7 protein-coding genes and 1 pseudogene are annotated in these 14760 nt (G+C 63.2%); 4 read left to right on the forward strand and 4 right to left on the reverse strand.

The window, feature by feature from the left end:
• Positions 1-273: 273 nt before the first annotated feature.
• Entirely contained in the window at positions 274-1323 is a 1050-nt protein-coding gene (locus VQ045_RS09705) for a threonine aldolase family protein (RefSeq protein ID WP_331829959.1), read from the reverse strand.
• 182 nt (positions 1324-1505) lie between these two features.
• Here VQ045_RS09705 and VQ045_RS09710 point away from each other — a divergent pair, with 182 nt between their 5' ends.
• Positions 1506-2567, forward strand: a complete 1062-nt coding sequence (locus VQ045_RS09710; RefSeq protein WP_331829960.1) for a lysylphosphatidylglycerol synthase transmembrane domain-containing protein — start codon at positions 1506-1508, stop codon at positions 2565-2567.
• Between the two features lie 41 nt (positions 2568-2608).
• Here the strand turns inward: VQ045_RS09710 and VQ045_RS09715 are convergent, their stop codons facing one another.
• A complete protein-coding gene (locus VQ045_RS09715; protein WP_331829961.1) occupies positions 2609-3973 on the reverse strand; it encodes a sensor histidine kinase in 1365 nt (454 codons plus the stop codon).
• A 535-nt stretch (positions 3974-4508) separates the two neighbouring features.
• On the opposite strand from VQ045_RS09715, the pseudogene gltB reads away from it, so the two are divergent.
• Positions 4509-9131 (forward strand): annotated as a pseudogene (gene gltB / locus VQ045_RS09720) (glutamate synthase large subunit); the annotation flags it as partial.
• 259 nt (positions 9132-9390) lie between these two features.
• The gene (locus tag VQ045_RS09725) at positions 9391-10845 is read left to right on the forward strand and encodes a glutamate synthase subunit beta (RefSeq protein ID WP_327623383.1); all 1455 of its coding nucleotides are present in this window, start codon (positions 9391-9393) and stop codon (positions 10843-10845) included.
• Positions 10846-10919: 74 nt separating this feature from the next.
• Here the strand turns inward: VQ045_RS09725 and VQ045_RS09730 are convergent, their stop codons facing one another.
• Together VQ045_RS09730 and VQ045_RS09735 are read right to left on the reverse strand one after the other, a co-directional pair.
• Positions 10920-12359, reverse strand: coding sequence for an SGNH/GDSL hydrolase family protein (locus VQ045_RS09730; RefSeq protein ID WP_331829962.1), 1440 nt, complete (start codon positions 12357-12359; stop codon positions 10920-10922).
• A gap of 25 nt (positions 12360-12384) precedes the next feature.
• Positions 12385-13605: a lytic murein transglycosylase gene (locus VQ045_RS09735; protein ID WP_331829995.1), complete on the reverse strand. Its 1221-nt coding sequence runs from the start codon at positions 13603-13605 to the stop codon at positions 12385-12387.
• 235 nt (positions 13606-13840) lie between these two features.
• On the opposite strand from VQ045_RS09735, the gene galU reads away from it, so the two are divergent.
• Positions 13841-14746: a UTP--glucose-1-phosphate uridylyltransferase GalU gene (gene galU / locus VQ045_RS09740; protein WP_327623381.1), complete on the forward strand. Its 906-nt coding sequence runs from the start codon at positions 13841-13843 to the stop codon at positions 14744-14746.
• The last annotated feature ends 14 nt before the right edge of the window (positions 14747-14760 follow it).

Consider the following 14760-nt stretch of genomic DNA (forward strand, 5'->3'; position numbering starts at 1 on the left):
TCCCGCAAATCTGATGAAACAGCCTTTCCCATGAAGCACCTCCTGCTCACAGAGAATCAAACCGAACATCAAATGGGAACCCGTCGATTCAAATTATTCGCCGGATGCTCTAGTGGATTAAATTTGACATTTGATACCCACGTGCGGCGGACTCGAAATCAAATGTCAAATTTGAAAAATCCACGAGAGTCATAAAGTTGCTAGTGGTCCTTTGATTTCGACATTTGCTTGCCAGGGTGCTCCAAGCGGGATGCAAATGTCGAAATCGGACCACTAGGCGATCAGATCGCAGAAGCGGTCGATCTCAGCTTCCGCGGTCGACCAGCTGGTCACCAGGCGAACCAGGGTCTCGTCATCGCCGACGAGGTCGTGCACCCCATGTGGCGGATTCCAGTCGTAGAACACGGCGCCTTTGCCGCGCAAAGTCTCGGCGAGACCGGAATCGAGAATGGCGAAGCTCTCGTTGGTATGGGTCTCCCACGCCTGTCGCGCGTGCGGGCTCGCGTCGATTCCGGCGCGCAGGCGATCGGCCATGCGATTGGCGTGGCCCGCAAGGTCGAGCCACAAATCGTCCTCGAGATAGGCCATGAACTGGGCGGCGACGAAGCGCGTCTTGGAAAATAGCTGGGCGCCGCGCTTGCGGATGTAAGGAAACTGGCGAGCCTTGTCCGGATCGAAGAAGACGACGGCTTCGGCGCACCAGCAGCCGTTCTTGGTGGCGCCGAAGGACAGGATGTCGACGCCGCGCTTCCAGGTCATCTCGGCCGGCGTCAGACCGGTGGCGACGAGGCCGTTGGCAAAGCGCGCGCCGTCCATGTGCAGCGTCAGGCCGCGGGCATGGGCGATGCGGGCGATCGTCTCGATCTCGTCGCCCGAATAGAGTGTGCCTGCTTCGCCCGGCTGGCTGATCGTCACGGCCATCGGCTGACCCGCATGGACGAAATCCGGCTTGAAGCGGGCAATCTCGCGCTGGAGGTTGAGCGGATCGATCTTGCCGTCGGCCCCGTCGATCGGTGCCAGGCGGGCGCCATGGGTGAAGAATTCCGGCGCGCCGCACTCGTCCTCGATGACATGGGCCTCGCGGTGGCAGAGCACGACGCCGCCCGGCCGGTTCACGGCGGCGAATGCCAATGAGTTGGCGGCCGTGCCGGTGCCGACGAAAAACACCGCCACCTCGCGTTCGAAAATCTCGTCGAAGCGGCGCTCGACGGTCTTGTCGAGGTCACTGGCGCCATAGGCGGCGGCCATGCCGTCGCCATGGGCGGAAAGTGCCGAATTGATCGCCGGATGGGCGCCGGACCAGTTGTCGGAAGCGAAAATCATGGCGGTGCCGTATCGCGCCGCGTCGCCAAGGGCAAGACAGGTTCATGACGAAGCTGGAGATGGCGGCGACCGCTTCCCTTGGCTTGCCGGTGGCGATGACATCCGCTCACCTTCGCGTGTCTGATCTCCGCGAGGACGGATTTGTCGTGCCCAAGCTCGCATCGGGATGCTAGCAGCACCGAATGGCGACCGCGAAATCCATGACGACTGGCAAGGGCCCGGGCATATTTCTCCGCTGGGTGCTTCCGGTGATCGGGGCCGCCGTCGCGCTCGCAACCCTGTTCTGGCTTTACCGGGGCCTTGACGTTGGTCGATTTCTGTCGGCGGTCGCGACCGCTCACATGGGCTGGCTGGTCATGCTGGCGGCAACGATCCTGCTCGAGCAACTGACCCGCGGCTGGAAATGGCGCCAGATCCTGTTCGATCTGAAGCCGATTTCGACCGTCAGGCTGTTCGGGGCGATCATGGCGGGCTACGGGGTCGCGATTGTCGTTCCGCTCGGCGTCAGCCCGCTGGTGCGCTCATGGCTCATCGCGCGGCTGGAGGGGCTACGGATGGCCAGCGTGCTCATGACATCGGCGATCGAGCGATTCCTGGACGGAATCGTCTTCGCGTTGCTCGCTGCTTTCGTGGCGCTGGCCGGCCGAACTCCGGATGTCGACGGCGATGTGAGGATGGGGCTCGCGGTCGCGGGCGGCCTGAACCTCCTGTTGTTTTCCGGGCTGTTGTACCTGCTTTTCATCGGGCGCTCGCCGCTGGGCCGTGAGAACGCTCGGCTCAGCCGCTGCATCGACTGGCTGGCCGCCAGGGGGCGGGGGCGGCTCGACGGGCTGAGGCAGGCGGTTCGCGACGGTATCGTCTGGCCGCGTGATCGCAACCGCCAGATCGGGGCGGTGCTGGCCAGCGTGGTGATGAAGCTCATCGCGGTGACGCATTTCCTCTGGGCCGGTCTGGCGGTCGGTATCGTGCTGGCTCCGCTCGACTATCTTTTCCTGATGATTTTCGCGGGTTTTGCTCTGGTGCTGGCCCGGTTTGTCCGCGTCCCCGGCGGTTTCGTCATCGGCTCCGGCTTCGCGTTGAAGCTGCTCGGGGTACCCGACGAGCAGGCGCTGGCGATGATCCTGTTCAACCACGTTCTCACCATCGCGTTGATGGTCGTGATCGGCCTGTTGTTTCTGTGGCGGAGCGGAATCGATATTCGGCAGGCGCGAGAGGCCGAGTCGAAGGTCGAGGAGATCGTCTGACATCCGCTCCCGTTGCCGACGACGAAAAGCGTCGGCCGGCTCTATGAATCGGCCAAGATGGTGTTCGGCAGGCGCACGGTTACGGTGGTTCCGTTCGAGCCGGAGCCCATAGCCATGGTGCCGCCGATCTGCTTGACGAACGCGTCAACAAAGCGTGAGCCGAGCCCGGAACTTTCACCCGCCGGGGTTATGCCGACACCGTTATCGTGAACGGTCATGACCACTTCGCCGTCCCGCAGCCGGAACCCCATCGTCAGCTCGCCTTTCCCGGCTGGAAAGGCGTGTTTGATCGCATTGGTCGACAGCTCGTTGAGGATCAGGCCCAGCGGGACGGCATGATCGGACTGGATAGAGAGCGGTTCCGCTTCGATGTGGATTCGGATGCCCGAATCCTCAGCGAGCAGGCTCGATCGAATGCTCTTTGCGATGCCATCGAGGTAGTCCGGCATCGACACGGGGCCCAATGCGCTGGAATGGGCAATTACGTCATAGAGTTCGGCAACAGCGCCAATGCGGGTTTGCATGGCGCGATAGCCTTCCCGGCAGGGCTCCGCCGCACGGCGAAGCTCGAAGGCGACGAAGGCGGAAATCAACTGCAGGTTGTTCTTGATGCGATGAGCGAGTTCGCCGGCGAGCATCTCGCGGTGGCGATCGAGAAGTGTGGCGTCGGTCGCATCCTCGAAGACCACCAGCAATCGCGTGACATGATTGCCGGGACGAAAGATCTTCCGTGCGTCGATCTTGAAAATTCGTCGGCCAAGGCCGGGAAATTCGTCCTCGAGCAGGAAGCCGTCGACGGGTGTGTCGTCCGGCACCACGCGATCAAGCAACCGCGTCAGGGCTGTCACATCCCATTGCCCTTGCCCCAGACTTCGTAGTGAACGCCCGACGACCCGATCCGCCGAGGCATCGAACAGTCGCAGGAACGCGCGACTTGCCGTCACGACCGTCATGTCGGACTCCAAGATCACCAGAGGGTCGCGGATCGTGTCGACGATGTTCTGGGCCAGTCGGAAATTCCGCTCCGCCTCCCGTTGCTGCGCGCGTAGCTCGGTGACATCCTCGATGACCAGCAGAAAGAACTCGACATCGTTACCGGGTCGATAGACCTTGCGGGCGTTCAGCCGCATGCTCTTCAGGCCAATATCGGGAAATTCATGCGCGATCTCGTAGCCTTCGACGACTTGGTTCTCGGGGATCAGCCGCTCCAGAAGGTGCCGTAGTTCGGGAATGTCCCACTGCCCGTTTCCCAGATCGAAAAGCCGCTGTCCGATTGTCCGCTCGGGCGTCGTATGGAATGTCGAATAGAAGTTTCGATTGGCGGAGGCGATTGTCAGGGAGGTGTCCAGGACCAGCAGGCCGTTGGTGATCGTATCGACGATGTCGGTGGCGGAAATGGCTTCCATATTGAGATCCTGCAAATCCTGCTTTCCCATTTGCCGCGTCTGCGCTTGTCCAGGCTTGGCCGCGCCAGCTCCATTCACCGTTAGCAGGCTGAACGTCGAATGTCCCTCGGTTTGCCGGGCCCGTTGACCCGGAACCTGGACAGGCTCTTGCCGATCCGCGATCGTTCTGCCATATTGCCGCCGATAGGACAGCACTGCTGTCATAATATGATGCAAATGTGCCGTCCGGGCGCGCGCTTCGCGCCTAAAAGACGCGGCCGGGTTCTATCCTGACGCCAGAGGTCGTGCGACAAGCCGGCTGAAATTGAATGCTCGGGCGGCGGCCGGACGCGGGGACATACCCCGAGGGCCACGCCGAACCGGGCCCAAAAGTGCGGCCGCAAATGGCCGGACGAAGACACGGGCGCGGCTGAACGCCGGCGCCGCGACGACGGGAGACGACGCGATGACGAATCTGTCCAACGCCGAAACCTTCGAGACAGCAGTCTCGACCACCGACGTCGCCGCCGCGATCAAACCGCGCACGGCGCCCGGACGGACGGGGCTCTACGACCCGCGCAACGAACACGATGCCTGCGGCGTCGGATTCATCGCCCATATGAAGAACGAAAAGTCCCACTCGATCATCGAGAAGGGCTTGCAGATCCTCCAGAACCTGACCCACCGCGGCGCGGTCGGGGCAGACCCGCTGATGGGCGACGGGGCGGGAATGCTCGTCCAGATTCCGCATGATTTCTTCAAGGAGGAGATGGCGGCTCAGAGCGTCGATCTGCCGGAGCCCGGTGAATACGGCGTGGGTCATGTCTTCATGCCGAGGGACGCCGAACAGCGGCGCCACATCGAGACGGTGTTCGAGGACGTGGCGCGCGAGGAAGGCCAGACGGTGCTCGGCTGGCGCGACGTGCCGGTGTCGAACGATCAGCTTTCCCAGGCGCCCGAGATCGTCGCGACGGAGCCCGTGCATCGGCAAATCTTTATCGCGCGGAGCGCATCGGTGACCGCCGACGATTTCGAGCGTCGGCTCTTCATCCTGCGCAAGGTCGTCTCGAACCGCGTCTATTCGGAGGCCAAGGGCGAGGACATCGGCTTTTACGTGGTGTCGCTGTCCTCGCGGACGATCGTCTACAAGGGAATGTTCCTGGCCTATCAGCTTGGCCCGTACTACGCCGACCTGACGGACCCGCGCTTCACCAGCGCGCTCGCCCTCGTTCACCAGCGGTTCTCAACCAACACGTTCCCGTCCTGGAAGCTCGCGCATCCCTATCGGATGGTCGCCCATAATGGCGAGATCAACACTCTGCGTGGCAACGTCAACTGGATGGCGGCGCGTCAGGCATCGGTCGATTCGGAGCTGTTCGGCAACGATATCTCCAAGCTCTGGCCGATCTCCTACGAGGGTCAGTCGGATACAGCCTGCTTCGACAACGCGCTGGAGTTCCTGACCGAGGGCGGCTATCCGCTCGCCCACGCCATGATGATGCTGATCCCGGAAGCCTGGGCCGGCAACAAGCAGATGGCGAAGGATACGCAGGCCTTCTACGAATATCACGCGGCGCTGATGGAGCCCTGGGACGGGCCGGCGGCCGTGGCCTTCACCGACGGAAGGCAGATCGGTGCGACGCTCGACCGCAATGGCTTGCGCCCGGCGCGTTACGTCGTCACCGACGACGATCTCGTCATCATGGCCTCGGAAGCCGGAACGCTGGAAATCCCTGAAGAGCGGATCATCACCAAGTGGCGGCTGCAGCCGGGCCGGATGCTTTTGATCGACCTCGAAAAGGGCCGGATCGTCTCCGACGACGAGATCAAACGCGAGATGGCTGGCGCGCACCCCTATCGTGACTGGCTGAAGAACACCCAGATCATCCTGGAAGATTTGAAGCCGGTGGCGCCGCGGGCGTCGCGCTCCGACGTCTCGCTGCTCGATCGCGAGCAGGCCTTCGGCTACACGATCGAGGAGACCCGAACGCTGATGGCGCCGATGGCCACCACCGGCCAGGAAGCGATCGGCTCGATGGGCACCGACACACCGATCTCGGCGATGTCGTCCAGCTCGAAGCTGCTCTACACCTATTTCAAGCAGAACTTCGCCCAGGTCACCAATCCGCCGATCGACCCGATCCGCGAGGAATTGGTGATGAGCCTGGTCTCGTTCATCGGGCCGCGGCCGAACATCTTCGATCTGGAAGGCTCCTCGCGCCGCAAGCGGCTGGAGGTTCGCCAGCCGATCCTGACAAATGGCGACCTCGAGAAAATCCGCAATATTGGCCATACCGAGGATCGCTTCGACACCAAGACGCTCGACATGACCTATGCGGCAGAAAGCGGCGCGGCGGGCATGGCGGGGGCGCTTGATCGGCTGTGCGAACGTGCCGAGGCGGCGGTCGTCGGCGGTTACAACATCATCATCCTGTCGGACCGCCAGGTCGGCCCGGACCGGATTCCGATCCCGGCGCTGCTCGCCTGCGCGGCGGTCCATCACCACCTGATCCGCAAGGGCTTGCGTACGGCGGCCGGGCTCGTGATCGAATCCGGCGAGCCGCGCGAGGTCCATCACTTCGCGTGCCTGGCCGGCTACGGGGCCGAGGCGATCAACCCCTATCTCGCCTTCGACACGCTGCTCGAGATGCACCGGCGCCAGGAATTCCCGCCGGAGGTCGATCCGAACGAGGTCGTCACCCGCTACATCAAGTCGGTGGGCAAGGGGCTTTTGAAGGTGATGTCCAAGATGGGCATCTCGACCTACCAGTCCTATTGCGGCGCCCAGATATTCGATGCGGTCGGCCTGCAGACGGACTTCGTCGAGCGGTATTTCACCGGTACGGCGACGACCATTGAAGGCGTCGGCCTCGACGAGGTGGCGCGCGAGACGGCCGAGCGCCATGCCCGCGCCTTCTCCGACGATCCGGTGCTGGCCCGGTCGCTAGAGATCGGCGGTGAGTATGTCTACCGGATGCGCGGCGAGAGCCACATCTGGTCGCCTGACGCGGTGGCGACGCTGCAGCACGCGGTGCGGACCGATTCCTGGGAGAAGTACCAGGACTACGCCAAGATGGTGAACGAGTCCGCTGTCCAAAACTCCACCATCCGGGGCCTCTTCCGCATCAAGGCCGCCGAGGAGGCGGGGCGTGCGCCGGTGCCGCTGGACGAGGTGGAACCGGCCAAGGACATCGTCAAGCGCTTCTGCACCGGGGCGATGAGCTTCGGCTCGATCTCGCGCGAGGCACACACGACGCTGGCCCGGGCGATGAACCGCATCGGCGGCAAGTCGAACACCGGCGAGGGCGGCGAGGAATCCGACCGGTTCACGCCGCTGCGCGACGGCTCGGCGAATCCGGAGCGCTCCGCGATCAAGCAGATCGCATCGGGCCGGTTCGGCGTGACGACGGAATATCTGGTCAACGCCGACATGCTGCAGATCAAGGTCGCGCAAGGGGCCAAGCCCGGCGAGGGCGGGCAGCTGCCTGGCCACAAGGTCGACGCGACCATCGCCAAGACCCGGCACTCGACGCCCGGCGTCGGCCTGATCTCGCCGCCCCCGCACCACGACATCTATTCGATCGAGGATCTGGCGCAGCTGATCTACGATCTGAAGAACGTCAATTCGGCGGCCGATATTTCGGTGAAGCTGGTATCCGAGGTCGGCGTCGGCACGGTCGCGGCGGGCGTCGCCAAGGCGCGCGCCGACCATATCATCGTCGCCGGCTACGACGGCGGCACTGGCGCCTCACCGCTGACCTCGATCAAGCACGCCGGCAGCCCCTGGGAAATGGGCCTTGCCGAGACCCAGCAGACGCTGGTGTTGAACGGCCTGCGCTCGCGCATCTGCCTGCAGGTCGACGGGGGTCTCAGGACCGGTCGCGACGTCATCGTCGGGGCGCTGCTCGGCGCCGACGAGTTCGGCTTCTCGACGGCGCCGCTGATCGCTGCCGGCTGCATCATGATGCGCAAGTGCCACCTCAACACCTGCCCGGTCGGCGTCGCGACGCAGGATCCGGTCCTGCGCAAGCGCTTCAAGGGCACGCCCGAGCATGTGATCAACTTCTTCTTCTACGTGGCGGAAGAGGTTCGCATGATCATGGCGGAGATGGGCGTGCGCCATCTGTCCGAACTGATCGGTGAGTCGCAATTGCTCGACCGCAAGGAGATGATCGACCACTGGAAGGCCAAGGGGCTCGACTTCTCCAAGGTGTTCTTCAAGCCGGACGCGCCGGCCGAGGAACTGCGCTGGACCAAGCGTCAGGAGCACCCGATCATCGATATTCTCGACCGTAAACTGATCGTCGAGGCCGAACCGGCCCTGACGGCGCGGCAGATTGTGGTGATCGAAACGCCGATCACCAATGTCGATCGCTCGACCGGGGCGATGCTGTCGGGCGAAGTCGCCAAGCGCTACGGCCTGAAGGGGCTGCGCGACGATACGATCACGGTGAAGCTCAGCGGCACCGCCGGACAGAGCTTCGGCGCGTTTCTCGCGCGCGGTATAACCTTCGAGTTGACCGGCGACGGCAACGACTATGTCGGCAAGGGGCTCTCGGGCGGCCGCATCGTCGTCAAGCCGCGCGCCAACTCCCGCGTCGTGCCGGAGGAGTCGATCATCGTCGGCAATACCGTGCTCTATGGCGCGATCTCGGGCGAATGCTATTTTCGGGGCGTCGCCGGCGAGCGCTTCGCGGTCCGCAATTCTGGCGCGATCGCGGTTGTCGAGGGTGTCGGCGATCATGGCTGCGAATACATGACCGGTGGCCTTGTGGTGATCCTTGGCGAGACCGGCCGTAACTTCGCGGCCGGCATGTCGGGCGGCGTCGCCTATGTCTACGATGCGGTTGGCGACTTCGCCGAGCGCTGCAACATGGCGATGGTCGATCTGGAGCCGGTGCCCGAGGAGGACGATCTCCTTGAGAAGCTGCATCACCATGGCGGCGACCTTGCCTATAAGGGCCGTGTCGACGTTTCCTCGGACATGACCGGCCATGACGACGAGCGGCTGTTCCAGCTGATCTCCAATCATCTCCATTACACCGGCTCGGGCCGGGCGGCGGAAATGCTGGAGAACTGGGAGGTTCACCGGCCGAAATTCGTCAAGGTGATGCCGGTCGAGTACCGCCGGGCGCTGCAGGAGATGGAGCGCATGCGCATGGGCGTGGCGGCGGAGTAGCGACTTTCTCAGCGTCTTTCCATCCAGCCGACGAACCGGTGTTGTCGCGTGTGCCAGAGCCGCACGGCACCGTCGGCAGCCCCCCGGATGGTCGACTTTCCACGGGAAATGCGGCATCAGCGCAGGCAAAGTGGCTCCGGCTCGGCGGCGCCTGTATTCAGATTGAACCGGGTCCGGAGTGGGGCGACAGCGCGCTCCTCGGGCTTCGTTCCAGGAAGTGCTCCCGGCTTGAGACGAGCTGGAAGAATGGAGTGACGGCATGGGCAAGGTAACCGGATTTCTCGAGATCGATCGGCAGACGCACAAGTATCAGCCGGCATCCGATCGCATTCGCCATTTCCGCGAGTTCACATTGCCGATGTCGGACGAGGAAGTCGGCAAGCAGGCGGCGCGCTGCATGGACTGCGGCATTCCCTATTGCCACGGGCCGACGGGCTGTCCGATCCACAACCAGATCCCGGACTGGAACGATCTCGTCTACCAGGGCGACTGGGAGACGGCGATCCGCAACCTGCATTCGACCAACAATTTTCCCGAGTTCACCGGCCGTATCTGCCCGGCGCCTTGCGAGGAAGCCTGTACGCTGAACCTCGAAGACGTGCCGGTGGCGATTAAGACGGTCGAACAGGCACTGGCCGACAAGGCGCACAAGCTTGGGCTGATCAAGCCGCAACCGGCCAAGACCAAGACAGGCAAGCGAGTCGCGATCATCGGCTCCGGGCCGGCGGGTCTTGCCGCCGCGCAGCAGCTTGGCCGCGCTGGCCATGACGTGCATGTATTCGAGCGGGAATCGCGTCCCGGCGGCCTGATGCGCTACGGCATTCCGGACTTCAAGATGGAGAAGCACTGGATCGACCGGCGCGTCGCGCAGATGGAAGGCGAGGGGGTCACCTTCTTCTGCGGCGTCAATGTCGGCAAGGACAAGCGGGTCGAGGAACTGACCGCCGAATACGACGCGGTGCTGTTCTGCGGCGGCGCCGAGCGCCCGCGCGACGCCGGGATTCCCGACGAGGGGCTGACCGGTATCTACGATGCGATGCCCTATCTCGTGCAGCAGAATCGCCGGGTCGCCAATGAGAATATCGCCAGCGTCGGCTGGCCCAGCGAGGAGATATGGGCCGGTGGCAAGCATGTCGTCGTGGTCGGCGGCGGCGACACGGCATCGGATTGCGTCGGCACGGCCTTCCGCCAGGGCGCGGTCAAGGTGACGCAGCTCGACATTCGCCCGCAGCCGCCGAAGACCGAGAATAAGCTCGAAGTCTGGCCCTATTGGGCAACCAAGATGCGGACTTCGTCGAGCCAGGCGGAAGGCGCGATCCGCGAATTCCAGATCGCGACGCTCGCATTCGTCGGCGAGGACGGCATTCTGACCGGCGTCGAGTGCGCGGAAGTCGACGAGCAACGCAAGCCGCTGCCCGGAACCGAGTTCGTCATCAAGGCGGATCTCGCCTTCATCGCCATCGGCTTCGCCGGTCCGTTCATGGACAGCTTCATGCGCGACGCGGGCGATGCCCTGGCGACCCGCACCGACCGGCGCGGCAACGTCTCGATCGCGGCCGACGACGACCGCTATCTGACGTCGGTGGACAAGCTCTACGCTGCTGGCGATACGCGGCGGGGCCAGTCCCTGGTCGTCTGGGCGATCCGGGAGGGCCGGCAGGCGGCGCGGGCGATCGATCTCGACCTGATGGGCGAGACAACCCTGCCGCGGTGACGGCGAAAAATGGCCTCGATACCCTGTGATCTATCGCGCGCGTCACTCGCCGCGCCGCGCTTCGTTGATCGCAGTCAGTTGGCCGGGGCGTCGCCCTTGGCGGCCTGGTTATCGTCGGCCCAATCCTGGATGATCGCATCGACGATCGACGGCATTTCTTCCGGCGGCTTGATGCCCTCGGAGGCGCGAACGGCGTTCAGGTCCAGCGAGCCGCGATAGGCAATCGGCGGCCCCTCCGGCACCACGGCGCGGGTCTTTTCGTTCCAGGCGAAATTGTCGGCGCGGCCTTGCACGTCTCCGGTTCCGTTGCCGGCGATGAGGCGGTCGCGCGGCGATGGCTCCAGCGTGAAGCCGCTGGTCGCTCCGCCGCCCAGAAGCGTTTCGGCCCCAGCGAGTGCCGGGTCATCGATGGACATGGGCGCCGCGCTCACCGCGTTGGCGGCATTGCCGAGCGGCGGCAATTGCATGTTCGGCAACTGTTCGTCTGACAGGCTGATCAAGGGAGAGGCGGAGTTCTTCAAGACGCGGGCGATGGCGCGCTCCACGAAAAAGGCCATCTTGTCGTCGCCGGCGTCGGTCATAGTGATGCCGTCGGAATTGCGAAGCTGCACCTGTTGGCCGCTGACCCCTGGACCCGAATAGACGAAGCTGCCATTCGCGTCGACGAAGCCTTCCCAGATATCGACGAACTGGCCGGAAACCTTCGTCGCGCCCTTGCGGTAGAGATCGTTGAGAAAGACCATGTCCTCGCTCATCCGCTCAAATTTGAACGACGGCATTCCGACCCAGATCAGAGGCACATTGCGGTTCTTCACGATCTCGGCGATTTCACCGATGCGCTTTTCGTACTCCGTCGTCCAAGTCTCGGATCGTGGCGACAGCGTTCCCGATCCCATTTCGATCGGCTGCCGGTCGTTGGACCCGATCATCATGACGAGCACCGCCGGCTTTTCTTCGTCGATGATCGGACCCAGATTGTTCGGCCAGTCATAGAAGTCGTCACGCACCAGCCCGGACGAGCCGTTGATCCGGGATTCGACCGTGACCATTTCGTTGTCATCATAGATCGCGTTGAGGCCATCAGCGAGGGAATCGGCAAGGAAATCGCCGACTACCAGCACCTTCTGGGCATTGGCGTCCTTGGGTGTCTGCTCGCTCTCGGCGACCTGCGAGATACTGGCAGGCGTCGTCGCCTTCTGGCTCGCACGTTGCGGCTTTTTGGGTGAACTCGGTCGCGCCTTCCGCTGAACCTTGGCCTTTCTGCTGGCCGTGGCCGGTTTGCGCGCCGAGGGTTTCTTCTTACGGATCACCTTCTTGCGAATGACGCGGCGTTCCGGCACGGCGCGCGTACCACCGCCGAACAGCATCTCCAGGACGGTCCGTGGGCGCTCTTGGGCCGAGGCGGTGCTTGCGGGTGCCAACCCGGTGATCAGGATCGCGAGACCGGCCAAGCTTGCGACGAAGGCCAAGCGCGCCCGCCGCCATCCTGCCATCGTCGCCTGCCGTGCCATCATGGGGCCTCTACTTCCCGCTCTGGGGTCAGTTGCGTCGGAGGAACTCCAACAGTGCCTTGGACGCATTGCCATCCTGCGCCATGCCGGCCCTACCTTGTAACGACATGATCGCCGATTTCGATCCGGAACCGATCTTACCATCGATCTTGCCGTCATAAAGGCCTCTGGAGGCAAGATGCTTTTGGAGTTCGTAGCGCTCCTGGCTGGAAAGCGGCGTGTAACCACGCGGCCAGTCGCGATAGAGCCCACCATATCCGCCGATCCGGTCGCCGAGCATGCCCACGGCGAGCGCATATTTGTCGGCGTTGTTGTAGCTTTTCAGGACGAAGAAGTTCTTCGTCATCAAAAACGCCGGTCCGTTGTCGCCGGCCAGACGAACCAGATTGGCATTGTCCGAGGGATTGGGGAAACCCTTCCCGTTCGGCCGCAGAAATCCAAGGCTTTGCCATTCACCCAGGCTGCGGTTGTCGCGCTCGAGCTTGCCCCGATAGCGGTCCGGAACGACCACTTCGTAACCCCAGGTCTTGCCAGGCTGCCAGCCATTCTTGCGCAAGAGATTGGCAGCCGTGGCGAGCGCGTCGGGGACCGATTCCCAGATGTTCGCGCGACCGTCGCCGTCGATGTCAGCGGCGTAGGCGAGGTAACTGGTTGGGATGAACTGGGTGTGGCCCATGGCACCAGCCCATGAGCTGATCAGCTTGTCCGGAGCGACTTGGCCGGCCTGGGCGATCTTCAACGCCGCGATGAGCTGCTGACGCGCGAATTTGCCGCGGCGCTTGTCGAGATAGGCAAGCGTGGCAAGCGAGCGCGGCAAGCTCTTCATCACGTCGTCGCGGGTGAGAATCTGACCGTAATTTGTCTCCATCGACCAGATCGCCAAAAGGATGTCGCGATCGACGCCGAAACGCTTTTCGATGCGATCGAGCCAGCTGTCATATTTGGCGCGCATCGCATGGCCCTTGGCAACCTGCTCGTCGTTGACGCGGTTGTCGACGTAGTCCCACACCGTGTCCTTGAACTCAGGCTGGTAGCGCGCTTTCTCAAGAACATCCGGATCGGGCGACGTGACGCCCGCGAACGCGGCGCGATAGACGTTGCGGCTGACGCCATTCTTCGCGGCAACGCTCTCGAAATTCTGGATCCACCGCTGGAAACCGGCATCGGCGAAGGCCGGGGCCGCGAGAAAGATCGAGACGACCACCGCGACGAGGGCCGATCCGAGCCATCTCAAGCGGGGTCCGGTCATTCGTTGCATGTGTCTTCTCCTTGGTCATTTCATTCGGCTGAGCGAGGTTGGAAGACTACGGCGAGGTCGTTAAGAGTTCGTTCACCACTCCGCAGGGTCGCGAACCGGCGGTCGACTGGTTTTGCCGAGTTGTTTCGCTATTTCACGGCGAAAAGGCGGCGGGATGCTCAAATAACGACGTCCACCCAGCGGCCTATTCGCGACATGTCGCCACGAATCCGAGGACCAAGCCATCATGAAAAAAGTCAGAAAAGCCGTCTTTCCTGTCGCTGGTCTTGGCACGCGCTTCCTGCCGGCGACGAAATCCATTCCGAAGGAAATGCTGACGGTCGTCGATCGGCCGGTCATCCAGTACGTCGTCGATGAGGCGTGGGAGGCCGGGATCGAGCACCTGATCTTCGTCACCGGCCGCAACAAGGGGGTCATCGAGGACTATTTCGACATCCAGGTCGAGCTTTCCAACACCCTGGCCGAACGCGGCAAGTCGGTGGAACTGGCGCTGCTTGACGATTTGCAGCCGAAGCCAGGCACGGCGAGTTTCACCCGCCAGCAGGCGCCACTCGGCCTCGGGCACGCGGTCTGGTGCGCCCGCGAGCTCGTCGGCAACGAGCCGTTCGCGCTGCTTTTGCCGGACATGATCATGCAGGCGGAAAAGGGCTGTCTGGCGGCGATGGTCGAGCTTTACGAAACCGCCGGCGGCAATGTGATCTCGGTCGAACAATGCGATCCGAACGAGACGCAGAAATACGGCATCGTCGGCGAGGGCGAGGCGGTCGGGGCCGGTTTCCGTGTCGACGGCATGGTGGAAAAACCCCAGCCCGCCGACGCGCCGTCGAATTACTACATTTCGGGCCGCTACATTCTGCAGCCGGAAATCTTCGACATCCTGAAGACCCAGGAAAAAGGCGCCGGCAACGAAATCCAGCTCACCGACGCAATGCTGAAACTGGCGGGCCGCCAGGAATTCTCGGCGTATCCGTTTGCCGGCCGGACCTTCGACTGCGGGTCGAAGGAAGGTTTTGTCGAGGCCAACGTCGCCTTCGCCCTGTGGCGCCCGGATATCCGGGAAAAGGTGATCGATAATATCGAACGGCTGATTCATACGGTGGAGCCGAACGGCGAGGCCGTCGCGGCAAAATAGTGGATGTCGCTCGT

This window comes from Aurantimonas sp. E1-2-R+4 (assembly GCF_036549515.1).
Classification (GTDB): domain Bacteria; phylum Pseudomonadota; class Alphaproteobacteria; order Rhizobiales; family Rhizobiaceae; genus Aurantimonas; species Aurantimonas coralicida_A.

What these genes read in the sequence shown, in the direction of transcription:
- VQ045_RS09730 (WP_331829962.1), bottom strand. Translation starts at nt 12,359, where the DNA reads ATGATGGCACGGCAGGCGACGATGGCAGGATGGCGGCGGGCGCGCTTG.
- VQ045_RS09725 (WP_327623383.1), top strand. Translation starts at nt 9,391, where the DNA reads ATGGGCAAGGTAACCGGATTTCTCGAGATCGATCGGCAGACGCACAAG.
- VQ045_RS09735 (WP_331829995.1), bottom strand. Translation starts at nt 13,605, where the DNA reads ATGACCGGACCCCGCTTGAGATGGCTCGGATCGGCCCTCGTCGCGGTG.
- VQ045_RS09715 (WP_331829961.1), bottom strand. Translation starts at nt 3,973, where the DNA reads ATGGAAGCCATTTCCGCCACCGACATCGTCGATACGATCACCAACGGC.
- VQ045_RS09710 (WP_331829960.1), top strand. Translation starts at nt 1,506, where the DNA reads ATGGCGACCGCGAAATCCATGACGACTGGCAAGGGCCCGGGCATATTT.
- galU (WP_327623381.1), top strand. Translation starts at nt 13,841, where the DNA reads ATGAAAAAAGTCAGAAAAGCCGTCTTTCCTGTCGCTGGTCTTGGCACG.
- VQ045_RS09705 (WP_331829959.1), bottom strand. Translation starts at nt 1,323, where the DNA reads ATGATTTTCGCTTCCGACAACTGGTCCGGCGCCCATCCGGCGATCAAT.